Origin of the sequence: Acinetobacter sp. 22512 (assembly GCF_052044755.1) — a bacterium.
GTDB classification, from domain to species: Bacteria; Pseudomonadota; Gammaproteobacteria; order Pseudomonadales; family Moraxellaceae; genus Acinetobacter; species Acinetobacter pittii.
Map to the genome: position 1 here is coordinate 26,256 of NZ_JBQENP010000015.1, position 21,550 is coordinate 47,805.

25 protein-coding genes are annotated in these 21,550 nt (G+C 40.1%); 9 read left to right on the forward strand and 16 right to left on the reverse strand.

Translation table 11 applies throughout. The annotated features are described in order from the left end of the window. The gene (gene dkgB, locus ACTJJG_RS14805) at positions 1-804 is read right to left on the reverse strand and encodes a 2,5-didehydrogluconate reductase DkgB (protein WP_032012849.1); all 804 of its coding nucleotides are present in this window, start codon (positions 802-804) and stop codon (positions 1-3) included. Positions 805-924: 120 nt separating this feature from the next. On the opposite strand from dkgB, the gene ACTJJG_RS14810 reads away from it, so the two are divergent. Next, the gene (locus tag ACTJJG_RS14810) at positions 925-1,827 is read left to right on the forward strand and encodes a LysR family transcriptional regulator (RefSeq protein ID WP_032012848.1); all 903 of its coding nucleotides are present in this window, start codon (positions 925-927) and stop codon (positions 1,825-1,827) included. Here the strand turns inward: ACTJJG_RS14810 and ACTJJG_RS14815 are convergent. Next, positions 1,811-2,185 carry a hypothetical protein gene (locus ACTJJG_RS14815; protein ID WP_032012847.1) on the reverse strand — a complete coding sequence of 125 codons (375 nt, stop codon included), beginning with the start codon at positions 2,183-2,185 and terminating at the stop codon, positions 1,811-1,813. The genes ACTJJG_RS14810 and ACTJJG_RS14815 overlap by 17 nt on opposite strands. Positions 2,186-2,275: 90 nt before the next feature. On the opposite strand from ACTJJG_RS14815, the gene ACTJJG_RS14820 reads away from it, so the two are divergent. Beyond that, the gene (locus ACTJJG_RS14820) at positions 2,276-3,679 is read left to right on the forward strand and encodes an aminotransferase-like domain-containing protein (RefSeq protein WP_042783313.1); all 1,404 of its coding nucleotides are present in this window, start codon (positions 2,276-2,278) and stop codon (positions 3,677-3,679) included. A gap of 23 nt (positions 3,680-3,702) precedes the next feature. Here the strand turns inward: ACTJJG_RS14820 and ahr are convergent, their stop codons facing one another. The 8 genes from ahr to ACTJJG_RS14860 form a co-directional block, all read right to left on the reverse strand. Next, entirely contained in the window at positions 3,703-4,731 is a 1,029-nt protein-coding gene (gene ahr, locus ACTJJG_RS14825) for an NADPH-dependent aldehyde reductase Ahr (protein ID WP_372552658.1), read from the reverse strand. A gap of 38 nt (positions 4,732-4,769) precedes the next feature. Further along, positions 4,770-5,330, reverse strand: a complete 561-nt coding sequence (locus ACTJJG_RS14830) for a DNA-3-methyladenine glycosylase I (protein ID WP_032057150.1) — start codon at positions 5,328-5,330, stop codon at positions 4,770-4,772. A gap of 30 nt (positions 5,331-5,360) precedes the next feature. Then, positions 5,361-5,606 carry a hypothetical protein gene (locus ACTJJG_RS14835; RefSeq protein ID WP_005066589.1) on the reverse strand — a complete coding sequence of 82 codons (246 nt, stop codon included), beginning with the start codon at positions 5,604-5,606 and terminating at the stop codon, positions 5,361-5,363. Positions 5,607-5,615: 9 nt separating this feature from the next. Further along, a complete protein-coding gene (locus tag ACTJJG_RS14840; RefSeq protein WP_002119177.1) occupies positions 5,616-6,152 on the reverse strand; it encodes a M23 family metallopeptidase in 537 nt (178 codons plus the stop codon). Between the two features lie 47 nt (positions 6,153-6,199). Continuing rightward, positions 6,200-7,234: an A/G-specific adenine glycosylase gene (gene mutY / locus ACTJJG_RS14845; RefSeq protein WP_069120302.1), complete on the reverse strand. Its 1,035-nt coding sequence runs from the start codon at positions 7,232-7,234 to the stop codon at positions 6,200-6,202. Between the two features lie 143 nt (positions 7,235-7,377). Continuing rightward, positions 7,378-7,740, reverse strand: a complete 363-nt coding sequence (locus ACTJJG_RS14850) for an HIT family protein (RefSeq protein ID WP_002119132.1) — start codon at positions 7,738-7,740, stop codon at positions 7,378-7,380. A 184-nt stretch (positions 7,741-7,924) separates the two neighbouring features. Beyond that, complete coding sequence (locus ACTJJG_RS14855) at positions 7,925-8,662, reverse strand: dienelactone hydrolase family protein (protein ID WP_002119163.1); 738 nt, start codon at positions 8,660-8,662, stop codon at positions 7,925-7,927. A 171-nt stretch (positions 8,663-8,833) separates the two neighbouring features. Beyond that, positions 8,834-8,992, reverse strand: a complete 159-nt coding sequence (locus ACTJJG_RS14860; RefSeq protein WP_002053759.1) for a DUF1328 domain-containing protein — start codon at positions 8,990-8,992, stop codon at positions 8,834-8,836. A gap of 193 nt (positions 8,993-9,185) precedes the next feature. On the opposite strand from ACTJJG_RS14860, the gene ACTJJG_RS14865 reads away from it, so the two are divergent. The 3 genes from ACTJJG_RS14865 to ACTJJG_RS14875 all read left to right on the forward strand — a co-directional run bounded on the left by ACTJJG_RS14865 (position 9,186) and on the right by ACTJJG_RS14875 (position 12,297). Then, on the forward strand, positions 9,186-9,644 hold the full coding sequence (locus ACTJJG_RS14865) for a YcgN family cysteine cluster protein (RefSeq protein ID WP_069120298.1): 459 nt from the start codon (positions 9,186-9,188) through the stop codon (positions 9,642-9,644). A gap of 109 nt (positions 9,645-9,753) precedes the next feature. After that, positions 9,754-10,926 carry a PQQ-dependent sugar dehydrogenase gene (locus ACTJJG_RS14870; protein WP_069120296.1) on the forward strand — a complete coding sequence of 391 codons (1,173 nt, stop codon included), beginning with the start codon at positions 9,754-9,756 and terminating at the stop codon, positions 10,924-10,926. A 105-nt stretch (positions 10,927-11,031) separates the two neighbouring features. Continuing rightward, a complete protein-coding gene (locus ACTJJG_RS14875) occupies positions 11,032-12,297 on the forward strand; it encodes a replication-associated recombination protein A (RefSeq protein WP_017402866.1) in 1,266 nt (421 codons plus the stop codon). Positions 12,298-12,310: 13 nt separating this feature from the next. On the opposite strand, the gene ACTJJG_RS14880 is transcribed toward ACTJJG_RS14875, so the two are convergent. The 5 genes from ACTJJG_RS14880 to dapA form a co-directional block, all read right to left on the reverse strand. Further along, a complete protein-coding gene (locus ACTJJG_RS14880; RefSeq protein WP_017399443.1) occupies positions 12,311-13,147 on the reverse strand; it encodes a formate/nitrite transporter family protein in 837 nt (278 codons plus the stop codon). A gap of 149 nt (positions 13,148-13,296) precedes the next feature. Further along, positions 13,297-13,500 carry a hypothetical protein gene (locus ACTJJG_RS14885; protein WP_005804340.1) on the reverse strand — a complete coding sequence of 68 codons (204 nt, stop codon included), beginning with the start codon at positions 13,498-13,500 and terminating at the stop codon, positions 13,297-13,299. Between the two features lie 191 nt (positions 13,501-13,691). Beyond that, positions 13,692-14,411 (reverse strand): phosphoribosylaminoimidazolesuccinocarboxamide synthase, encoded by a 720-nt coding sequence (gene purC, locus ACTJJG_RS14890; RefSeq protein WP_002119240.1) that lies wholly within the window; start codon positions 14,409-14,411, stop codon positions 13,692-13,694. A 36-nt stretch (positions 14,412-14,447) separates the two neighbouring features. Then, on the reverse strand, positions 14,448-15,050 hold the full coding sequence (locus ACTJJG_RS14895; protein ID WP_002119179.1) for a hypothetical protein: 603 nt from the start codon (positions 15,048-15,050) through the stop codon (positions 14,448-14,450). Positions 15,051-15,065: 15 nt separating this feature from the next. Continuing rightward, positions 15,066-15,959 (reverse strand): 4-hydroxy-tetrahydrodipicolinate synthase, encoded by an 894-nt coding sequence (dapA, locus tag ACTJJG_RS14900; protein WP_005804343.1) that lies wholly within the window; start codon positions 15,957-15,959, stop codon positions 15,066-15,068. Between the two features lie 328 nt (positions 15,960-16,287). Here dapA and pncA point away from each other — a divergent pair, with 328 nt between their 5' ends. The 3 genes from pncA (at position 16,288) to ACTJJG_RS14915 (ending at position 19,444) form a co-directional block, all read left to right on the forward strand. Next, entirely contained in the window at positions 16,288-16,932 is a 645-nt protein-coding gene (gene pncA / locus ACTJJG_RS14905; protein WP_032057140.1) for a bifunctional nicotinamidase/pyrazinamidase, read from the forward strand. A 53-nt stretch (positions 16,933-16,985) separates the two neighbouring features. Continuing rightward, complete coding sequence (locus tag ACTJJG_RS14910) at positions 16,986-17,924, forward strand: bile acid:sodium symporter family protein (RefSeq protein ID WP_032063514.1); 939 nt, start codon at positions 16,986-16,988, stop codon at positions 17,922-17,924. Positions 17,925-18,100: 176 nt separating this feature from the next. Next, a complete protein-coding gene (locus tag ACTJJG_RS14915; RefSeq protein WP_032063513.1) occupies positions 18,101-19,444 on the forward strand; it encodes an MATE family efflux transporter in 1,344 nt (447 codons plus the stop codon). A 15-nt stretch (positions 19,445-19,459) separates the two neighbouring features. Here the strand turns inward: ACTJJG_RS14915 and ACTJJG_RS14920 are convergent, their stop codons facing one another. Further along, complete coding sequence (locus ACTJJG_RS14920) at positions 19,460-19,930, reverse strand: DUF523 domain-containing protein (RefSeq protein ID WP_005804347.1); 471 nt, start codon at positions 19,928-19,930, stop codon at positions 19,460-19,462. Between the two features lie 527 nt (positions 19,931-20,457). On the opposite strand from ACTJJG_RS14920, the gene hppD reads away from it, so the two are divergent. Continuing rightward, positions 20,458-21,513, forward strand: coding sequence for a 4-hydroxyphenylpyruvate dioxygenase (gene hppD / locus ACTJJG_RS14925; RefSeq protein ID WP_002119157.1), 1,056 nt, complete (start codon positions 20,458-20,460; stop codon positions 21,511-21,513). Positions 21,514-21,550: the final 37 nt, after the last annotated feature.

Here is a 21,550-nt window from a genome sequence, read left to right on the forward strand (position 1 = left end):
TTAGTCCCAAACAGGTGCCCATGGCTCTGGGCTAACTTCACGACTGTTGCGGTCGAGCTCAGCAATCATTTGCATTTCAGCTGAAGTTAACTCGATATCCTGTGCTTTTAAGTTGCTAATCAGGTTTTCACGTTTAGTCGAAGATGGAATAACTGCAAAACCACGTTGCAATGCCCATGCAAGTGCAATTTGCGCTGTCGTTGCTTTATGAGCTGCTGCAATTTCAGTTAAAACTGGGTCTTGAAGCACTTTACCGTACGCAAGTGTCATATATGAAGTGACATCAATATTCTTCTCTTGTAAGAAATTTACAAGCTTATGGTTTTGAAGATAAGGGCTTAACTCAATCTGATTCGTTGCAATATTTTCAGCACCGATTGTGTCAATTGCTTGTTGGGTAAGCTCAATATTGAAGTTTGAAATACCAATTTGTTTAGTAAGACCTTGTTCTTTCGCTTCAAGTAAAAGCTTCATAACTTCAGGAATCGAAACGCCTAGATCTGGTGCTGGCCAATGAATTAAAGTGAGGTCAACATGGTCAGTACGAAGCTTTTCTAAGCTTTCTTTTAAGCTTGGAATAAACTTATCTTGAGCAAAATTATCTACCCAGATTTTTGTGGTTAAAAATAAGTCCTGACGTGATACACCGCTTTCGGCAATCGCTTGACCAATTGCTGCTTCATTGTCATAAATTTGAGCAGTATCAATGACACGGTAACCTACGTCTAAAGCAGTTTTAACAGAATCAATAACTGCTTGTTCTTTAAGACGGAAAGTTCCTAGACCAAAACGTGGGATATTCATGTGTTTACCTAAATTTAAATAATCATTTAACTTGATGTGCATTTTGCTTTTTTTATTGTTGCGAAAAAATAGATGAATAAGCAAAATATCTTTGATCATTAGTCAATAATGGAATAAGACATGAAATCGACAATTGAAGAGCTGGTCGCGTTTATCGCAATCGTTGATACGGGCTCTTTTGTTGCGGCGGCAGAACATTTAAAACAAACGCCTTCAGGAGTCAGTCGATCTTTAACACGCCTAGAAGCTAAGTTAGATGTGACTTTGTTAGAACGAACGACACGTAAATTGAAACTCACTCAAGAAGGGCAGCAGTTTTTGGTAAAGGCTCGTAAAATCTTAAATGAGCTAAATGCGGCTGAAGAAGAACTTCAAAAATCTGATCAGGGGACTGCGGGACTTATTCGCATTGATTCAGCAACGCCGTTTGTTTTACACGTGATTGCGCCGTTAATGCATAAATTTCGTGAGTACTATCCAAATATTGAAATTGAACTCAATAGTAATGATCAGGTGATTGATCTATTACAGCAAAAAACCGATGTGGCATTTCGGTTTGGGGAACTTAATGATTCGAGTCTGCATGCCAAATTAGTATGTAGAAGTCGCTTATTTATCGTTGCAAGCCCTGAGTATTTAGCAATTAAGGGTACACCGACACAACCTGAACAGCTTGAACAGCATGATCTGATTGGTTTTACCAGACCTGCATATATCAATAGTTGGCCGATTAAAGTTGGTGATGAATATTTTTTTGCGCAATCAAAAATTAAAGCATCAAGTGGCGAGACGGTACGCCAACTCACGATTAGAGGACATGGTATTGCACGACTATCTGAATTTGAAATTTGGAAAGATATTGAAGAAGGGCGATTGATTGCTTTATTTGAAGACCAAATTGAACATCAATACCAAAGCATCCATGCTGTGTATTATCAACAAGAGCATCTACCAAAACGAATTCGTTTATTTATTGAGTTTTTGGCAGAACAGTTAAAAGACGGTTTTAAAAACGCTCTCTAAAAGTAGTGTAACTGTCAGTTGGAAAATGAACTTCTAAAAGTGGGGTCGTTTGTCCTTGTGATGAATGTTGAGACAGAAAATAGCTTTTTTGATGTTCTCGGCAGCTAAAATACAAAGTTGAATAAACCGAGTTCACCATGACAACTTCATTTGAGCTATTCCGTTTATATTGATAATGAGAAATCGTACTGGTCCCGTCATCAGTGCGTTGCTCCATTTTATAGTCTTGTTGATTTGTCATTTTTAAATAACCTTCTATGAGGCTTTGGCAAACAGTATGTCTGTACTGCTCATCTTTTGGTTGTTGTTGGCAACCAGCTAAAACAATAGTAAATAACAATATAGCTTTTAATTTCATGACTTTGCTACTTTCTGAGTTGATTTCTATAGCCTAAAGGTGTTCTATAAACCAGTACAGATACAGAAATTTTTAAAAAAGCAGCACAGAATGACTTTCCAATATCAGGTTCTTGCCAATCAATTAGCACATCGTATTTATCAAGATGAGCTTAAACCTCATCAGAAACTTATTTCTTTACGAGATTTTGCTCGTCAGCACAGCATTAGTTTAAGTACAGCAAAAAGTTGTTATGAGTTACTTGAGGCGAGGGGGCTTATTTATGTAAAGCCAAAGTCAGGTTATTTTGTGGTAGCTCGTGCACAATCAGGACCCATTCCTGAAAGTCCAGATTTCTTGTCTTTGCCTCGACAAGTCTCAAATCTGGAATTGCATAATCAAATTCAGGAAGCTGCCTTACAAAGCCATCTTGTACCATTAGGCTCTATTCAGTTAACGCCTCATTTTATTCCTGTGGAAGGTTTACGTCGTTCTATTCAACGGGCTTTAAAAAATTGTCAGCCTCAAGACTTTCTTTATTGTAATAAACAAGGGCATGAGCAATTAAGAAAAGCTTTATCTGATCATTGGCGTGAAGATGGGATTTTTATCGCAGCAGAAGATATTTTTATTACCAATGGCTGCATGCCTGCTTTGTCTTTGGTGATTCAACATCTAACAGAAGTAGGCGATAGTATTTTAATTCCGACACCTACTTTTAATGGACAACTACAGCTTATAGCCAGTTTAAAACGACAGATTATTGAAATTCCAGCGCATCATCGTGGTATCGATCTTGAGCGCTTAGAATCATTTATGAAGCAAGGTTTGGCTAAAGTTTGCTTAATGACAGCTAACTATCAGAACCCATTGGGATATTGTTTAAGTAATGCAGAAAAGCAAAAGATTGCTGAATTAGCAGCAAAGTATCAGTGCTTTATTATCGAAGATGATATTTATGGAGAGTGTGGCTACAGTGGTGAGCGGCCATTGCCTATTCGCTATTGGGACCGTGAAGGCTATGTGATTTGGTGTGGATCGGTTTCTAAGTCATTGTCGAGCGCGTATCGGGTAGGGTGGTTCTGTTTAAGTGCGAAGCTACAGCATTTAAGGCTTGAGCTGGTAGCCAGTAATATAGGGGTCAATACACCGCTACAATTAGGCCTAGCTGATTTTATTTATAGTCGTGGTTACAGGGAGCATTTAGAGCAGTTAAGACCGAATTTGATGCGGCAAGTCGAGGAGTATCGTAGTTGTATTTTAAATGCTTTTGAAGGTGTTCCAATTGCACTGAGCCAACCAGAAGGGGGTTATGCCTTATGGATGCAGTTACCTAAAACTGTAGATAGTTTGGCGCTCTATTACACTGCAAAATCTCATGGAATTACCGTAGTTCCCGGGCATGTTTTTGGGGAGGATGAGCGCTATCGGCATTTTATTCGTTTAAATGCAGGTCATGAGTTAACAGCAGATGTCCGCCAAGCAATTAAAGACTTAGCGGACTGGTCACGATAACAGATTAAAATAGCGAGTTAGTCTTATTCTGCAAAGTCTGCCTTAAGCACAATGCGGTAACGTGCTTGACCTGAGTGTAGACGTTCAATTGCTTCATTGAGCTGTGACATTGGAAATAGCTCAATTTGAGGTGCTATTTTTTTGCGTGCAGCAAACTTTAAAAGCTGACGTAGGGCAGCAGGTGACCCCGTAGGTGAACCAGTCACTGACTTAGCACCACCAATAAGAGAGCCAACAGAAACAGGAACAGGCTCAAGCGTAAGACCTAAGAAATGTAAGGTTCCGTTTGGTGCCAGTGTTGCAATAAAAGCAGACCAATTTAGAGTCACATTCACGGTACTTAGCAATAAATCGAATTTACCTTTTTGAGCTTTTACTGCCTCTGTATCGCGACTATTTACCACATGGTCGGCTCCCATTGCTTTGAGTTCTTCTGTTTTGTCAGGATTAGAACTAAAAGCAGTAATTTCACAGCCCCACGCTTTAAGTAGCTTAATGGCGATATGACCTAAACCACCAATGCCAATTACACCGACATGATGCGTTGCCTGAATTTTGTGCTTGAGTAGTGGGTCAAAAACGGTAATTCCGCCACAAAGTAAAGGACCAGCACTTTCAACATCTAAATCTTCAGGGAGGGGAATGGCCCATTGCCAACCTGCACGGACCTTATCGGCAAAGCCACCAGCATGCCCCACGATTGTTGCAACACTTCTGCCTGTACAAAGTACTTGCTGGCCACCAATACATTCATCACAGGCTTGGCAACTTTCAGCTGTCCAACCAATACCGACACGCTGCCCAATTTGTAGACCTTTGGCTTCTGAGCCCAAAGCAACAATTCGTCCAATAATTTCATGACCTGCAACCACAGGGTACACGGTTGAACGCCATTCATTGTTTAAAACAGAAATATCAGAATGACATAAACCACAATATTCAACTTTTACCTCAACCTGATGCGGTTGTAATTCACCTGCGTCAAATTGATAGGGAACTAGTTTTTCACCTGCCTGCATTGCAGCATAAGCTTGAATCGTATTATTGCTCATCGGAAACTCCTTAAGCGGCTTTGAACCGTTCTGGTGGGTTATGAAGCTTTAAATTGACAATCGTTTTCATGATCATCGACCATGCCTACTGCCTGCATAAAAGCATAGCAGGTGGTTGGGCCAACAAATTTGAAACCATTCTTTTTAAGAGTTTTGGAAAGTTTTACACTCAGTTCGGTTTGAGCAGGGGCCTTACGATAATCTACAACATCATTGTTTTGTGGAGCTGCATCTACAAACTGCCAAAGCCATGTAGGAACATCACCGACTTGTACTTTGAGCGCTTGCCAAGCAATAGCATTATCACGAATGGCTTTAAGTTTACCAAAGTGACGAATTAAGCCAGCATCGGATAATTTTAGTTCTAGAAAATCATCTGTAAATGAAGCAATATCTGCAATCGGATGATTAAAAAAATGTTGACGGTAGCTTTCTCTTTTTTTCAGTACGGTAATCCATGAGAGGCCCGCTTGCTGACCTTCAAGACAGAGCATTTCAAATAATCGTGCTTCGTCGTGTTCGGGTTTACCCCATTCTTCATCATGGTAAGCAATATAGAGTGGATCGTCGGAACACCATCCGCAACGTTGAGTTTTCATGATAATGCTCCTTATATTTATCTTAGAATTTTAAAGTTTAAATAGCACCCATTCATTCGGGCGAGTATCCCAATAATACAGTTCTGCTTGTGTTAAGTCTTCAAACTTTAGCCAAAAGTCTTTGCCAACTTTGTCTGAAAAACCGGTACTGATCAGTAGGGCATCATCGCTGATTTCCATGATCCAGCCTTGATAGCTATTGCCATTTAAAACGATCTTTTGCTGGTTGCCAGACTCGGCAAACTCTACTAAGCGATTGATCAGCGCTTCCGACATAAAATGTTCCTAGCGTAAATATGAATAAGGATTAACAGCACCACGACCTTTACCATCTAAGTAAAGACCATAATGAAGATGAGGTGAAGTATAACGTGCATTGCCCGTATTGCCGACATAGCCAATGAGGTCGCCCTTTTTGACATAGTCACCCACATTTAAGCCACGTTTGTGACCATCAAGATGAGCATAATAATGCCATGTCCCGGCTGGACCTAAAATCCAGATGACTTTGCCACCTAAGTTGTTATTGCGAAGATCTGCAACGAGACCTTCGGTTGCACTGTACACTTTGGTTCCACGTGGAGCCAAAATATCAATTCCTTCGTGACTACGGCCCTGACTCCGAGCAGCTCCCCATGTGTCTTTTAATTCATCACGGTCAATACCTTTTACAGGTACAGGTAGTCGACTTGGAAGCTGCATACTTTTGAGTTTGATGACTTGAGCAGGTGGAAGTGGGGCAGGTTTTTTAGGTGCACTGGCACAGGCAGCCAAAAGAATAATCAGAAAACCAAGTGAGAAATGAGAAACAAAACGTCGCACAAAATACTCCCTGTCACAGCCATATCAAAATTATTTTACTCACTATGTCATGAACGGCTTGTCGAGATCAATTTTTTCATGGCGGTTGGAACACCTTTGGCAATGGCTTGTTCCGGACTCAACCATTGGCCTTCAAGTTCAATAGCCAGATGTTCTTTTTGATCAGGTTCCACGTGGAACACATGAGCATTAAGTAACCATGTGAAATGAGTGAAGCTATGACTGATCTGAAAAGTTTGTGCTTGAGGCTGTAGTTTAAATTGCTGGCTTATGCTCAGTCGTTCATGTTCATTTTCTAAAATAGGTAAACAGAATAAACCGCCCCATAGACCATGAGCTTGACGTTGTTGCCAGAACCATTCACCTTCGCACTGAATAATAAGAACATCTGCGGTTCTAACAGGCGGTGTTTTTTTCGGTTTTTTAAAAGGTAATTCTTGTTCTAACCCTTGCTGATAAGCCTGACAATGAGCTTGCATTGGACAATATAAACATAGCGGTTTTTTAGGCGTACAGATGGTTGCGCCGAGATCCATAATCGCTTGAGTGTAGTCATGATTGCGATGTGTAGGGCAAAGCTCTTCAGCGAGTTTCCACATTTCACGTTCGTGTTGTGGTTTGCTTAAGTCATCTTCAATGGCAAAGAAGCGAGCTAAAACGCGTTTCACGTTGCCATCCATAATGACGCCGTACTGACGTAAACCTAAAGACATGAGCGCGCCTGCGGTAGAGCGACCAATGCCAGGTAACGCAATCCATTCTTCTAGCGTTTCAGGAAATTTACCTTGCTGCGTGACAAGACCAGCCGCTTTATGCAAATTGCGTGCACGAGCGTAGTAACCGAGGCCAGCCCAAAAAGGGGCTACTTCATCCCAAGTTGCATGACCTAAAGCTTCTACAGTCGGGAAGCGCTCCATAAAGCGGTCAAAATATTGCAAGACCGTTTTCACCTGAGTCTGCTGTAGCATAATTTCAGAAACCCAAACTTTGTACGGATCATCGGCAACTTGCCAAGGCAAATCGTGACGACCATGTTGATCGAACCAGTTTAAGAGGGCATCAGAAAAAGAAAATTCAGGCATGAACAGCTATAGAAGAGAAGTAAGGGCTAAATTATAGCTGAAATTTAGATGAAATTTTGTTTAAAGCAGACAATGAAAATGAGGGTATTAAAACAGAGACGACTTTGAAAAATAGCAATCTCTGTTTTAATCAGATAAAAGGATTAATCCTTTTGTACACCCCAAAGTTGATCAAGTTTCAACGGTTGGTTTTTATAGTAAGGAATGACATGAATGTGGAAATGATCTGAAGTTTTTCCAAAAACTTCACCATCATTAAAGCCAATATGAAAGCCATCTGGTTGATGACGAAGCTGTGTCTCATGACGGGCAATTTCAAGAAGTGTCAGTAAGCCTTGGTGTTCTTTAGATGTAATATCAAAAAAAGAACTAACATGGCGCAGTGGTGTTACTACACAGTGGCCTTTAGATAACGGATTAGAATCAGGCAAAATTACGGCAAATTCATTCTTATCAATGATGTCATATTCATCAAATTCGCAATACGGACATTTCTTGTCAGTCATTGTTGTATCCTCTCATGTTATTCCATTAAACCCCGAGTGCGGGAAATAAGACTAGGCTTTGCTCTAGCTCAACGGGAGTATAGTTATTGAAGTATGGTTTAAAAAATACAGTAAAAATATTGCAAAGTCATAAACATTTAAGGGAGCAAATGCAAAAAAATCATTTGCTCCAAATTTGCTTCTTTTATTTTAGAGTACGATCTAATAAAGCGTACATTTTAGCAAGGCCTTGTTTTTCCGCTTCGCTATTGTAGCCAAGGTCCACACCGTTCGCTTTAGCTCTTTCATCGGCAAGCGGGTTACTAAAGCCATGTTTAGCACCTTCTAAAACCACTACTTCATGTTTAACCTCAGCAGCTTGCATCTCTTTTTCAAAATTAGCAACATCTTCTAAGGTGACCATACTGTCTAATTCACCATGTAGAACTAAAACTTCACCTTGAATGTCGCCTTTTTGAGCAGGAGCTTTAGGCGTTAATGTGCCATGGAAAGTTGCAGTTGCTTTTAGTGGAGCACCTGAACGCGCAAGATCTAATACGACTTTACCACCATAGCAGTAACCGACAGCAGCAATTTTCTCACTGTTTACTTCTGGTTGAGCAGCTAAAGTTTGAAGCCCAGCATTGGCACGATCAGTCACCGTGTCTAATTCTTCAAATGTCTGCATCATCCATTCATAGGCTTGAGCTGCGGTGGTTGTAACTTTTTTATCACCATACATATCAATTGCAAGCGCAGCATAGCCGTGTTCAGCAAGTTCACGTGCGCGTTGCTCTGTATATTCGTTACGTCCCCACCACTCAGGAGCAACAATCACACCCGCAACAGGTGTTTCGCTATCTGGAGCCGCAAAATAACCAATTAAATGGCTACCGTCTGGTGCAGTATATTGAATTTCACGGGTTTTAATTGCAGTACTCATGACATTAATCCTGAAATTTAAATCGATTTAAATACGCTTGATTAAAGCATAAAAATTAAGAACTAAAATAAATAACTATGTAAAAATCTACATCAAAATAAAAAGATACAAAGCTATAAGCAATAAAAAAGAAGGAAACCAGTTCCTTCTTTTTATGTGATCATGATTAAATTAAGTTCGGCCTCGAGAAATGAACCCAATTACAGCTAGAATTACAGCTACAACTAATAAAATCACGGCAAAGTCTTTAGATAGCCCTGCAACACCACCAAACCCTAATAGACTGGCAATGAGTGCAATTACTGCAAAAATTATCGCCCAACGGAACATAATGCTGTCCTCCTTATTTTTCATTGTCATTTAACTATATAGCGTGTTTTTTACTCGGAATGTGTCGTTTATGTGGTTGAAATGTATATTAAACAATCATTTTGTGATGTCATAAATACAGCTTCTTTTTTAGTACAGACCACTTCAATGCTATACTGATACATCGTTTTATCTCATCAGCTGTTAAAAGATTATGTCTACCGAGACCTCACTTCGACCACTCTTTTGGAAAAACTATCCGTTAGAGCAACTGACTCAGGCTGAGTGGGAAGCTTTATGTGATGGCTGTGGTTTGTGCTGTCTGGTAAAACTAGAAGATGAAGATACGCATGAGGTGGCTTATACCAAGGTGGCCTGTAAGTTACTTGATTGTGGTACAGGGCGTTGCATGGACTATCCGAATCGTCAGCAGCAAGTACCTGACTGCCTGCAATTAACGGTAGAGTCTTTAAAAACAATCCACTGGTTGCCATCAAGCTGTGCCTATAAGCGCTTGAATGAAGGCAAGAATTTACCTTCTTGGCATTATTTAAATACGGGTTCGAGACAAAGCATGGTTAAGGCGAAAAAGTCAGTTGCAGGACGTTGTCTTTCTGAAGTTGATGTCCATGAAGATGATCTTGAAGATTATATTGTGCGATGGGTGCGCTAATTTGGTCTTAAAAGAGAATGTTTGATTACAGCGTATAATAAAGTAACACTTTTATCGTAATTTTTTTGCTCATCTCCGTAATATAACAATAAAAACAAAGGAGATAAAAATGATGAGACGATTAGCAGCCCCCTTATTATGTAGTAGCTTTTTTTTGTTAATGGCCTGTGGGTCTAATAATACCAATTCAAAAAATCCTGAACAAAATACGACTGCAAAAGCAGATCAGTCTGTTGCCATTAAACAAACTTATCAGGTTGAAGCAGTCTCAGATTTTAATGAGCCTTGGGCTGTGACCAGTCTGTCTGATCAGCGTTTATTAGTGACTGAACGGCAAGGTAAATTAAAAATTTTTAACCCTAAAAATAAGCAAATGTTGGATGTGCAAGGTGTTCCAGCGGTGAACTATGGAGGACAGGGTGGTTTAGGAGATGTCATTTTACACCCTGACTTTGCCAAGAATCATTGGGTTTATCTCAGCTACGCTACAAAAGGGCAAGGTGGATCTGGCGCAGTGATTTCACGTGCGAAACTAGATTTATCTCATCCTAATCAGCCAAAACTCACCGATATAAAGCAGATTTGGCAGCAAGTACCTAAAGTCTCGGGACAAGGCCATTATGGACATCGCATGCTTTTTGGTACAGATGGTAAGCTGTGGGTCAGTTCAGGTGAGCGACAAAAGTTTGATCCTGCCCAAAACATGAAAAGTAACTTGGGTAAAATCTTGCGTTTAAATGAGGATGGCACCGCGGCTGTAGGTAACCCTTTTTATAAGCAAGGCGGGGTCACTGCTGAAATATGGTCACTGGGACACCGTAACCCGCTAGGTATGGCTTTTGACCGCCAAGGACAGCTGTGGGTGGTTGAGATGGGACCTAAAGGTGGTGATGAGCTTAATATTATTACCAAAGGTGAAAATTACGGTTATCCAATCGTTTCAAATGGAGACCATTATTCGGGCCAACCTATTCCAGATCATCACACTCGGCCAGAGTTTAAAGCACCAGAAATTGACTGGACTCCTGTTATCTCTCCATCGAGTATGATTATTTATCGCGGCCAACAATTTCCTGCATGGCAAAATAAAGCGTTAATTGGTGGGTTATCTTCTGAAGCAATTATTGTGGTGGATTTAGAGCAAAAGCCTGTGAAAGAAGTGCAAAGACTAGAGATGAAGCAACGTATTCGTGGGTTGCATGAAGCACAAGATGGTTCAATTTGGGTGATTGAAGATGGCTCAAATGCGCGTTTACTCAAGCTGAGTAAGAAACCCTCTTAATGCTAAGCAAGAGCCTGTAAATAAAGAACGTTTCTCATAGATTCAAATTGTAGATTTCTGTGAGACACAATAGACTATAGTGAAAAGACGATAAAGCCATTTGAGATGTCAGACACCCATATTCCACTTCCCGAACGCCTGCGCCCAAGAGACTTGTCTGAAATTATTGGGCAAGACCATTTATTAGGTGAACATGCGCCCTTACGTCAAATGATTGATCAGGGTCATTTGCCTTCTATTATTTTTTGGGGTCCACCAGGCGTTGGTAAAACAACAATTGCTTTACTTTTGGCGCAGGCGATAGACCGTCCATTTGTGAGCTTGTCTGCGCTGAATACGGGCGTAAAAGAATTACGTGAAGTGATTGCAGAAAGTGGTGATTTACTGACACCTGTAGTTTTTATTGATGAAATTCATCGTTTTAATAAATCTCAGCAAGATGCTTTATTGGGTGCAGTTGAAAAAGGCAAAATTACGTTAATAGGCGCGACAACTGAAAATCCATCTTTTGAGGTGAATAGCGCGCTTTTATCACGTTGTCAGGTCTATACTTTAAATAGTTTAGACAGTGAGGCAATTCAGACACTACTCAACAATGCGCTTCAAAGCGATAGATTCTTAAAAGAACGTTACATTCATATAGAAGAATATGATGCGCTGATTCAGTTCGCAGCAGGTGATGCTCGCAAAGCGCTTAATTTACTGGACTTGATTGCAAGCACCTTTGAACCAGAAATTGAAAACACGATTACCAATGCGGTAGTGGTGAAAGTCGCTCAGCAAAATATTGCGCGTTATGACAAATCTGGCGAGCAGCATTACGACCTCGTTTCTGCCTTTATTAAATCAATTCGCGGCAGTGATCCAGATGCAACGCTATATTGGATGGCTCGTATGCTTAAAGGCGGAGAAGATCCGGTTTTTATTGCAAGACGTATGTTGATTGCAGCCTCAGAAGACATCGGAAACTCTAATCCAAATGCGCTATTGCTTGCAGGTGAGTGTTTCCGCTCTGTACAAGCTGTAGGTATGCCTGAGGCTCGAATTATTCTAGGCCAAACAGCAGTTTACCTAGCAACGAGTGCAAAAAGTAATAGTACTTATTTAGCGATTAATAAGGCTCTTGAACTTGCTGAAAAAACAGCAAATTTACCTGTGCCTTTACATTTGAGAAATGCGCCAACCAAGCTTATGAAACAGCAAGGCTATGGTATTAATTATCTCTATCCTCATGATTACCCTGAGCACTTTGTGCTGCAAGACTATTTGCCGCCTGAGTTGAAGGGAACCAAACTCTATGAGTCTGCAAGAAATAAGCGTGAGGTTGAAGGTGAGCGTTTACAGCAACGCAGATGGCAGCAGGAACAATAGTTCCTGCTTTATGCTATTCCAGCTCTTCAGTGACCTGACCATAAATCAGTAGCGTGAACACGCCTGTACCGCCAATAATATTACCAATGGTGGTGGGGACGAGGAAAGTAAACAGATACTTGCTAATAGAAGCTTCTCCTTGCCAGACTAGATAGGACATTTCTGTAGAACCAACCACTACATGGGTAAAGTCACCCAGTCCTATCAAATACGTCATAAAAAAGATGAGCAGAAACTTATTACTGACTGAAGGCAACATCCAGACCAATGCAGCAATTAACAGCCCTGACATAATGCCTTTGAGCAGATTCTGAGTGGCAGAAAAGGAGCCCACATGATGTGCGAGTTCATCCAGTGCTTTATCAATATCCGGAGTAAATAGGTGAGTAGTTAGGAAAAATAAACTCGCCAAAGCTGTTCCAATGATGTTGCATAGAATCACAATGCCCCATAAGCGGCCCACTGCTCGTAATTTATCGAAAGTAAAGGGATTAAATAAAGGCACAACTGTGGTGATAGTATTCTCGGTAAAGAGTTGCATGTGACTCAATATAGCGATTAGAAACCCAATGGTATAACCTACATTAGTGATTAAATCGGTCCAGACTGCATCAGTTGGGAGATAAGCAGCAATAATCGCTTTAAATACAAATGAAAAACTGATGACTAAACCCGCGGCAATCCCTGAAAAGATCAGTGCAGTTGTTGGACGATCAAGCTCTTCGGCACCATCACGGCGGATAATTTCATAAACCAGACGGGGTGACAGTTTCTCATGTTCTTCGACTGCCATTTTTTCACGCCAGCTTAAAGTTTTCTCGACTTTCTTTTCCTCTATTTCATGGTCCATCAGGGTTACTCCTCACTGAATAAATATCTTATATTTATTGTTTTATTTATTGTTAAGGCAGTGTTCAGGATAAATCTAGTCTATTCATAACAGCTTTATGTGTCTTTTTATAAATCGAATGCACAATGATCAGATCATCAATCACAAAATCAAAGAAAAGTATAAGCTCTTAAAGTACGGATGAGTGCCATATAGTCGCCTTGAGAGGCTTTAGCAATAACAGATTCAACCTCTGCCTGACTCCAGCCTTGTTTTAAGGCAGAAGTACTAAAGTTGTTTAATAAGACCAAAGGATTTTCACCAAAATGGATTGGATGATTCATTAATCTCTTTTCAAGCTTAGATAATTCCATAGGTTCATCCTAGTTTTTAAATTTAATTATTGTGAAGTACTTTGTGTTTTCTTAGATTTTAGTGTTTTAAATTAAGCTTATGCAAGTGTTAATTTATAGAAATAGACAAATCTGTCTACATTGTTTGGGGCGCATGGCGCTGAATATAAAAAAACCGGGCTTTAGCCCGGTTGTTTATGAAGTTTTACTGATTAGATGTCAGATAAATCTACGCCTAAACGAGCAGCAACTTCTTCATAAGCTTCAACAACACCGCCTAAACCTTGACGGAAACGGTCTTTGTCGAGTTTCTTCTTAGAGTCTTTATCCCATAAACGGCAGCCGTCTGGAGAGAACTCATCACCAAGCACGATGCGGTCATGGAAAACACCGAATTCAAGCTTGAAGTCCACCAAAATCATGTTGCCTTCAGCAAATAAAGCTTTTAATACATCGTTTACTTTATAAGTTAAAACTTTCATTTGTTCTAACTGTTCAGCAGTCGCCCAACCTAAAGCAATCGCTTGAGATTCGTTAACCATTGGGTCGCCTAGACCGTCATCTTTATAGAACAATTCAAATGTAGGAGGAGTTAACTCTTTACCTTCTTCTACACCTAAGCGACGGCATAGAGAACCAGCTGCGTAGTTACGAATTACACATTCAACTGGAATCATTTGAAGTTTTTTAACAAGCACTTCAGTTGGAGAAAGCAATTTTTCAAAATGCGTTTCAATACCCGCAGCAGCAAGTTTTTCCATGATGAAGGCGTTAAAACGGTTGTTCACCTTGCCTTTACGATCTAGTTGTTCGATTTTTTCGCCGTTGAACGCAGAGGCATCATCACGAAAGACTAAAATCAGATGGTCGGCATTGTCTGTTTCATATACAGATTTTGCTTTACCAGTATAGAGCAAGGTTTGTTTTAACATGAGGGAACCTTTTTAAAAAAAATGCCTAGTAAACGACTAGGCTGGCCAATTTTGGTAAATCTGGTTTAGCACTTCAGCAGCCACATCTGGGCTTGCAAAAGTGTTATCTACATTAAATAGAGCAAGAGTATGACTAGAACCTACACCAGTAAGTTTAAGCACATAAGTATTGTCATTTACTTTAATCGTCGCTTGATTACTACCTTGAGCGATGATGTTGAAATTTAAAGTACTTAAAGTTGCTTTGGTGTACTGCCAGATCTCGGCTGTATTTCCATCAACTTTTAACAACGGATTTTTATTACCGTCAGTCACAAGCTGAGGACGTCCAAGCGCAGTCGTCGTTTGAGCAGAGGCATCTAGTGTCGCATTACCTTGCGTTTGTTCAGGGCGTGGCAGTGCATAGCGGTTGCCACGCTTATTTTCAAACTTCGGTGCGTTATCGATAGCGCGCTGTTCTACAGTTGGTGCAGGATACAAAGGTGTCGCTGGTCGTACAGTTGCATCGGCAGGATATTCAAGCGGGGCAAGTTGCTTGGCATTTTTATAATCTAAAGAGTGATTATTAATTGCGAAGCGACCACAACCAGCTAAACTTAAGGCTGAAACTGCAAGGACTAAACCAAGACGTAATTGCATCATAAATTGCTCTTATTAAATAATTCCCGCATCTTTTAGGGCATTGCGGAGAGGTTCGCGATATTGCTCAGCGAGAGGAGTGAGTGGTAAGCGAATACCAGTATCAATCAGTCCCATCTCATGTAGTGCCCATTTCACAGGAATTGGGTTTGATTCGCAAAATAGAATATTGTGTAAATTTGCAATCTTATTGTTAAGCGTCTTCGCTTGTTGTTCATCTTTGGCAATCGCAACAGCACATACTTCACTCATTGCTTTAGGTGCAATATTTGCAGTAACCGAGATGTTGCCGTCAGCGCCAAGAAGCATAAGTTCCCATGCTGTCTCATCATCACCTGAGTACACAGCCATCTTGCCGTTTAACGCCTCAATTAAAGCTTTACCACGAGGTACGTCACCTGTTGCATCTTTAATGCCAACAATATTCGAGATCTCTGCTAAACGTACAGCTGTGTCGTTTGAAAGGTCTACGCCAGTACGACCAGGTACGTTATAGAGAATAAGCGGTAATTCAACAGCTTCAGCAATCGCTTTATAGTGTTGGTAAAGGCCTTCTTGAGTTGGCTTGTTATAATATGGTGTTACAAGTAAAGCTGCATCAGCACCGAGGTCTTTAGCGGCTTTAGTTAATTCGATTGCTTCACGGGTTGAGTTTGCACCAGTACCGGCAATAATTGGAATACGTTTATTGGCTACACGAATAATTTCTTTAATAACCTGTGTGTGCTCTTCCATGCTCAATGTTGAGGCTTCGCCGGTTGTACCGACGGCTACAATACTGTTTGTACCTTGTTCTATGTGCCACTCAACCAGCTTCTCAAGACCCTTCCAATCTACACCGCCGTCTTTCAACATTGGTGTGACGATTGCGACGATTGAGCCTTGAATGGTCTGTGCTTGCTGAGTCATTTTTAAAAATATCCTATTTATCCATCCGAATCTGAGGTAAGAAAAACAAAATGTGGGATGGTTGCAGTATTTTGATTGTCCAGTTCTAACAATAACAGATTGTTGAATGACAATTATGCAAATTATGACTGATCAGACGCATAAGAACAATACGCCTAACGGATAATCGCGATGTAAACTTGAGGAAAAGATAGGATGTTTTCGTTATTGCGCATTAAGAACACCCAATAAACACAACAATACAGTTGGATTCAGCTGAGCCTTACTTAATATGTACTTTTTTTATGGCAAGATAGAATGCAATTTCCCAGTTGGGATTGAAGATGACATGGAAATGAATAAACAACCACAAAATGCGGTTTTAATCGTAGTTGATGTACAAAATGGTTTTACACCGGGTGGAAATTTAGCAGTTGCTGATGCCGATAGAATTATTCCAACGATTAACCAACTTGCTGGTTGTTTTGAAAATGTCGTCCTGACTCAGGACTGGCACCCGGATAATCATATCTCTTTTGCAGCCAATCATTTTGGCAAGCAACCATTTGAAACCATTGAACTCGACTATGGACAGCAGGTGCTTTGGCCTAAGCATTGTGTACAAGGTACTCAAGATGCCGAGTTTCATCCTGATTTAAATATTCCGACAGCTCAACTGATTATCCGAAAAGGCTTTCATGCTCATATTGATAGCTACTCGGCTTTTATAGAAGCTGATCACTCTACAACGACGGGTTTAACAGGTTATCTAAAAGAGCGCGGTATTGATACGGTTTATGTGGTCGGAATTGCTACGGACTTTTGTGTAGCATGGACTGCTTTAGATGCAGTTAAGCAAGGTTTTAAAACTTTAGTGGTTGAAGATGCTTGTAAAGGGATTGATCTGAATGGTTCATTAGAACACGCGTGGCAAACCATGCAGCAGCAAGGTGTTGTCCGTATTCAGTCGACTGATCTGTTGAGTGAGCGCTAATTATATTGCTCTGGTTTTTAACTTTCATATTTTAATTTTTAGGGATAGAAAGTATGGCTGCATTCCTACGCTTTACCCAATTTATTCAAAAAACTTTTGCCCTATGGGTGATTGTTTTTGCAGCGCTAGCGCTATGGCAGCCTGAATTTTTTGTCTGGCTCAAAGCGTACATTCCATGGATTTTGGGCATTATTATGCTTGGTATGGGAATGACCATGACTGTCGATGACTTTAAAGGGGTATTACAAAGCCCTAAAGCGGTATTGATTGGGGTGGTAGCGCAGTTTGTCGTAATGCCTGGCTTGGCATATGTTTTATGTAAATTATTTAATTTACCGCCTGAAATTGCGGTTGGGGTCATTTTGGTGGGTTGTTGCCCAGGGGGAACGGCGTCAAACGTAATTACCTATATGGCCAAAGGCAATGTGGCGTTATCGGTAGCCTGCACATCGGTATCAACACTTTTAGCACCTGTATTAACCCCTGCGATTTTCTATCTGCTTGCCAGCCAATGGCTAAAGATTGATGCAGCTTCAATGTTTATTTCGATTTCGCAGGTGGTGCTACTGCCTATTGTGATTGGTTTGATTTTAAGAACATGGCTTAAACGTCAGGTCGAATCTTATATTCAAGTCATGCCTTTAGTTTCGGTCATTGCAATTGTAGCGATTGTGGCCGCGATTATTGGTGGAAGCAAAGCAGCAATTTTACAGTCGGGCTTGCTCATTTTAGCCGTAGTGATCTTACATAACGGGCTTGGCTATTTATTAGGTTTTACCGCGGCACGTTTCTTTAAACTACCTTATGCGGACAGTAAGGCCATTGCTATTGAGGTGGGGATGCAAAACTCAGGCTTAGGTGTTGCACTTGCAGCAGTCCATTTTGCTGCTTCTCCGATTACAGCTGTACCAAGCGCAATTTTCAGTCTTTGGCATAATATTTCTGGGCCTGCGCTTGCGACTTATTGGGCAAGTAAACACAAACAAGAATAACTGTATAAACAACATTCATTAGGAAAGAAGGCCAAACGAATAGTTTGGCCTTTTTATTTAAAGCATATTTTAGGGGAGCTAAAGCTAGAACTGGTATGTCTTTTGCTTTGAATTGATGCACTAAAAATAACGTGAATATGAGTATAAATCGTAAAGAAAAATAAGGCATTTCCTTGATGAACCAGATTTTTAAATTATTTATTCCCATGCTCTCAAGCAATTTAATTCTAGTTTTAAGTGGATTGATTGATATTGCTTATGTAGGGCATTTTAGTAACGATCATGTAGCAGCATTATCGGTGACCTTATCTTTATATACAGTGGTTTATGTCATTGGTATGGGGATTCTGCAAGGTGTGATGCTCAAGCTTTCAGAAGCTTATGGTTGCCATGACATACCACGCATTCGTCAAATTTTTATTCAAGGCATCTGGCTGATGTTATGTTCGGCATTGGTGAGTATTGGCTTGCTCTACTTGTTCCGTGATTTGCCCAAATTGTTTGGTGCATCGGAACATGTTGTTTCAATTACTAAAAACTGTATTTGGGCTTTGGTATTTATTTTACCTGCCCATTTACTGATGCGCTTATTTACAGCTTTATCTCAGGTCACTGAAAATGCGCATAAGGTTTTACTATCAGATAGCATTTTCTTCATTCTTAAAATTATTTTGTCCTATCTTTTGATTTATGGCGTCGCTTCATTTTCAATTCCACCACTCGGTGCCATAGGGGCTTTGTTAGCCACTCTCATTGTACGGTGGTTTATGTTGGCTGTTTATTACGTATTTTTCTTGGAAAAAGGATACCTCTTTATTGAGCAACCCGAACAGTCGATTGAAGATAGTCGAGAAAGTCTGCGGATGATTTTAAAAATAGGTATCCCGACAGCAATTATGGCGTTGATGGACGTTGTTGCATTTTGTTCGGTTGCTATTCTGATTTTACCTTTTGGGAGTGTGGTGTCAGCAGCACATCAAATTGTCGCAAGCACTGGCGGCTTCATGTTTATTTTTCCTTCGTCCATTGCCTCGGCCTATAGCATTTTGGTGTCACGATCTATGGGCAGCGGGAACATGGAAGAAGCAAACAAAATTGCCAGACAAAGTATATGGGTGATTATGGCAGTGAGTGGCAGTTTGTCCCTGTGTTTATGGTTGGAACGGGATTTAATTGTCACGTTCTATTCAGACGATTTGGCCGTGCAGATTTTGGCTGCATCGTTGTTGTTGATTGTGTGTCTGTCTCACTTTCTAGATGGCTTAATGACGTTATTGACCTCTTTGTTGCGCTGTTGGGATGTGTCGATTTTACCAATGCTGATTTTCTTGGTCGTGGTGTTATGTTTCGGATTAGGCGGTGGTTGGTGGATGGCCTATAAAGGACTGCATTGGCAGGATATCTCGATTTCTGCGATGGGAATTTATGGCTTCTGGTGGATGGCTGCCATAAGTTATTTAGTGGCTTGTCTAATGAGTGCCATCTGTTTCCATTTTAGAAAACAATTAAGAGGATTTTGATTGAGCAGACAATGATTAAAGAGGATGTTCTACTAACCAATCTTCAATCTCATTTTCAGAAATTACTTCAAAGCCATGGCGCTGCAAAAGCGCCGTGGTGATTCCAACTCCCGTAATTTTCTCACCTTGAAAAGTACCGTTATAAATTTTTTGGCTACCACAAGATGGGCTATTCTCTTTTAAAACCACACAAGTCGCTTTTATTTGCTGCGCAACTTCTAGGGTGCGGTAAGCACCTTTTAAATATAACTCTGTCACATCTAAACCAGATGAATCAGTAATTTTTGCTTTGCCATCAAGCACATCTTGACCTGTTCCGTCCACAATTTCTGCGGGTAAACGGGGAGTGGTAAAACCACCTAATAGCTCTGGGCATAATGCTTGGGCTTTTTTATTGATTAATAGTTGCTTAAGTCGGGTATTTGGACAGGATTTACCATCATATCGAACAGGTTCACCAATTAAACATGCGCTGACTAAAAGCATAGTTTTTCAAACTCAAAGCAAGAGAGATTTTTGAAGATAAGGATCATAAACAGAATATCGAATATGATAATTGATTTTAAAAACAGGCAAATTAAAAGATTACTAAAATTATGCAATTCATAATTAAGTTATGTATTGCATAATTTAATTGTTTTTAGTAGCATCTAATTCAAGGTAAATGGCCATTGGAGATCGAACAAGGATGTTGGTCTCCATAAATCTATAAATGATTTTTAGGAAAAGACGATTTTTAAGGGTTTATTGAAAAATCTCAATCGTACTTTTAGATAACAAAGGACAGTGTGTATGGAAAACAAACACCACATGGAACGGAAATTAATCATTAAAGGCTTTACGCTCATCATATCTTCGTTTTAATGACTCGTTTTTTTCTCATAGGATGCGTTGGGTTAAGCCAATTTGACGGTTCAAGTCTTCACCCAATAGCAACGTATTCTATAGAGAAAGGAGCTGAGTTCATCAGCAATAGAGATAAACGGAACAGGTAATCACCAGAGGGAAACTAGATGGATATTTTAGAGAACCCATTAGAATTATGCGGTTTTGCATTTATTGAGTTTGTTTCAAAAGAAAATGAATTAGATCCAGTTTTTGAGACAATCGGCTTTTCAAAAGTAGCCAAGCATAAATCGAAAGAAGCGTACTTATGGCGTCAAGGAAATATCAATATTATCCTGAATTATCAGCCAGAATCTTATGCTTCATTCTTCTTTAATGAACATGGTCCATCTGCTTGTGCGATGGGTTTTAAAACACGTGATGCAGCAAAAGCTTTCCAAAAAGCAGTAGAACTTGGTGCTGAACCAATGTATTCAAAAGTTGGGCCAATGGAGCTCAACATCCCGGCAATCAAAGGTATTGGTGGTATGCCAATCTTTTTAGTTGACCGTGATATTTATGAAAATGACTTTGTTTTCTTTGATGATGCCGAGAAACGTCCAGTAGGGGCAGGCTTAAATGAGATTGACCACTTAACTCATAACGTCTACAAAGGCCGTATGGAGTATTGGGCAAACTTCTATGAAAAAATCTTTAACTTCCAAGAAATTCGCTACTTTGATATTAAAGGTGAATATACAGGTTTAACGTCTAAAGCATTAACAGCACCAGACGGTAAGATCCGTATTCCGTTAAACGAAGATTCAGACAAAGGAAACGGCCAAATTGCAGAGTTCCTATCTGACTTTAATGGCGAAGGTATTCAGCATATCGCGTTTATTTGTGATGACTTAATCTCGACTTGGGATAAGTTAAAAGGCCTTGGTCTGAAATTCATGACACCGCCGCCAAATACGTATTATGAAATGCTAGAAGATCGTTTACCTGAGCATGGTGAACCGACTGATGAATTAAAACAGCGCGGTATTTTGCTTGATGGTAATACTAAAGACGGTCAGAAAAAGCTTTTATTGCAAATTTTCTCTGAAAACATGATTGGTCCAGTTTTCTTTGAATTTATTCAACGTAAAGATGATGATGGCTTTGGTGAAGGTAACTTCAAGGCGTTATTTGAGTCGATTGAACGTGACCAGATTCGCCGTGGTGTTTTAGAAACTAAATAAATAAGCTGAGCTTTATTCCTGATCTTAAAAAAACCAA

Excerpts from the sequence above, each read along its gene's own strand:
- dkgB (WP_032012849.1), bottom strand. The coding sequence starts at position 804 with ATGAATATCCCACGTTTTGGTCTAGGAACTTTCCGTCTTAAAGAACAA.
- ACTJJG_RS14810 (WP_032012848.1), top strand. The coding sequence starts at position 925 with ATGAAATCGACAATTGAAGAGCTGGTCGCGTTTATCGCAATCGTTGAT.
- ACTJJG_RS14815 (WP_032012847.1), bottom strand. The coding sequence starts at position 2,185 with ATGAAATTAAAAGCTATATTGTTATTTACTATTGTTTTAGCTGGTTGC.
- ACTJJG_RS14820 (WP_042783313.1), top strand. The coding sequence starts at position 2,276 with ATGACTTTCCAATATCAGGTTCTTGCCAATCAATTAGCACATCGTATT.
- ahr (WP_372552658.1), bottom strand. The coding sequence starts at position 4,731 with ATGAGCAATAATACGATTCAAGCTTATGCTGCAATGCAGGCAGGTGAA.
- ACTJJG_RS14830 (WP_032057150.1), bottom strand. The coding sequence starts at position 5,330 with ATGAAAACTCAACGTTGCGGATGGTGTTCCGACGATCCACTCTATATT.
- ACTJJG_RS14835 (WP_005066589.1), bottom strand. The coding sequence starts at position 5,606 with ATGTCGGAAGCGCTGATCAATCGCTTAGTAGAGTTTGCCGAGTCTGGC.
- mutY (WP_069120302.1), bottom strand. The coding sequence starts at position 7,234 with ATGCCTGAATTTTCTTTTTCTGATGCCCTCTTAAACTGGTTCGATCAA.
- ACTJJG_RS14850 (WP_002119132.1), bottom strand. The coding sequence starts at position 7,740 with ATGACTGACAAGAAATGTCCGTATTGCGAATTTGATGAATATGACATC.
- ACTJJG_RS14855 (WP_002119163.1), bottom strand. The coding sequence starts at position 8,662 with ATGAGTACTGCAATTAAAACCCGTGAAATTCAATATACTGCACCAGAC.
- ACTJJG_RS14860 (WP_002053759.1), bottom strand. The coding sequence starts at position 8,992 with ATGTTCCGTTGGGCGATAATTTTTGCAGTAATTGCACTCATTGCCAGT.
- ACTJJG_RS14865 (WP_069120298.1), top strand. The coding sequence starts at position 9,186 with ATGTCTACCGAGACCTCACTTCGACCACTCTTTTGGAAAAACTATCCG.
- ACTJJG_RS14870 (WP_069120296.1), top strand. The coding sequence starts at position 9,754 with ATGATGAGACGATTAGCAGCCCCCTTATTATGTAGTAGCTTTTTTTTG.
- ACTJJG_RS14875 (WP_017402866.1), top strand. The coding sequence starts at position 11,032 with ATGTCAGACACCCATATTCCACTTCCCGAACGCCTGCGCCCAAGAGAC.
- ACTJJG_RS14880 (WP_017399443.1), bottom strand. The coding sequence starts at position 13,147 with ATGGACCATGAAATAGAGGAAAAGAAAGTCGAGAAAACTTTAAGCTGG.
- ACTJJG_RS14885 (WP_005804340.1), bottom strand. The coding sequence starts at position 13,500 with ATGGAATTATCTAAGCTTGAAAAGAGATTAATGAATCATCCAATCCAT.
- purC (WP_002119240.1), bottom strand. The coding sequence starts at position 14,411 with ATGTTAAAACAAACCTTGCTCTATACTGGTAAAGCAAAATCTGTATAT.
- ACTJJG_RS14895 (WP_002119179.1), bottom strand. The coding sequence starts at position 15,050 with ATGCAATTACGTCTTGGTTTAGTCCTTGCAGTTTCAGCCTTAAGTTTA.
- dapA (WP_005804343.1), bottom strand. The coding sequence starts at position 15,959 with ATGACTCAGCAAGCACAGACCATTCAAGGCTCAATCGTCGCAATCGTC.
- pncA (WP_032057140.1), top strand. The coding sequence starts at position 16,288 with ATGGAAATGAATAAACAACCACAAAATGCGGTTTTAATCGTAGTTGAT.
- ACTJJG_RS14910 (WP_032063514.1), top strand. The coding sequence starts at position 16,986 with ATGGCTGCATTCCTACGCTTTACCCAATTTATTCAAAAAACTTTTGCC.
- ACTJJG_RS14915 (WP_032063513.1), top strand. The coding sequence starts at position 18,101 with ATGAACCAGATTTTTAAATTATTTATTCCCATGCTCTCAAGCAATTTA.
- ACTJJG_RS14920 (WP_005804347.1), bottom strand. The coding sequence starts at position 19,930 with ATGCTTTTAGTCAGCGCATGTTTAATTGGTGAACCTGTTCGATATGAT.
- hppD (WP_002119157.1), top strand. The coding sequence starts at position 20,458 with ATGGATATTTTAGAGAACCCATTAGAATTATGCGGTTTTGCATTTATT.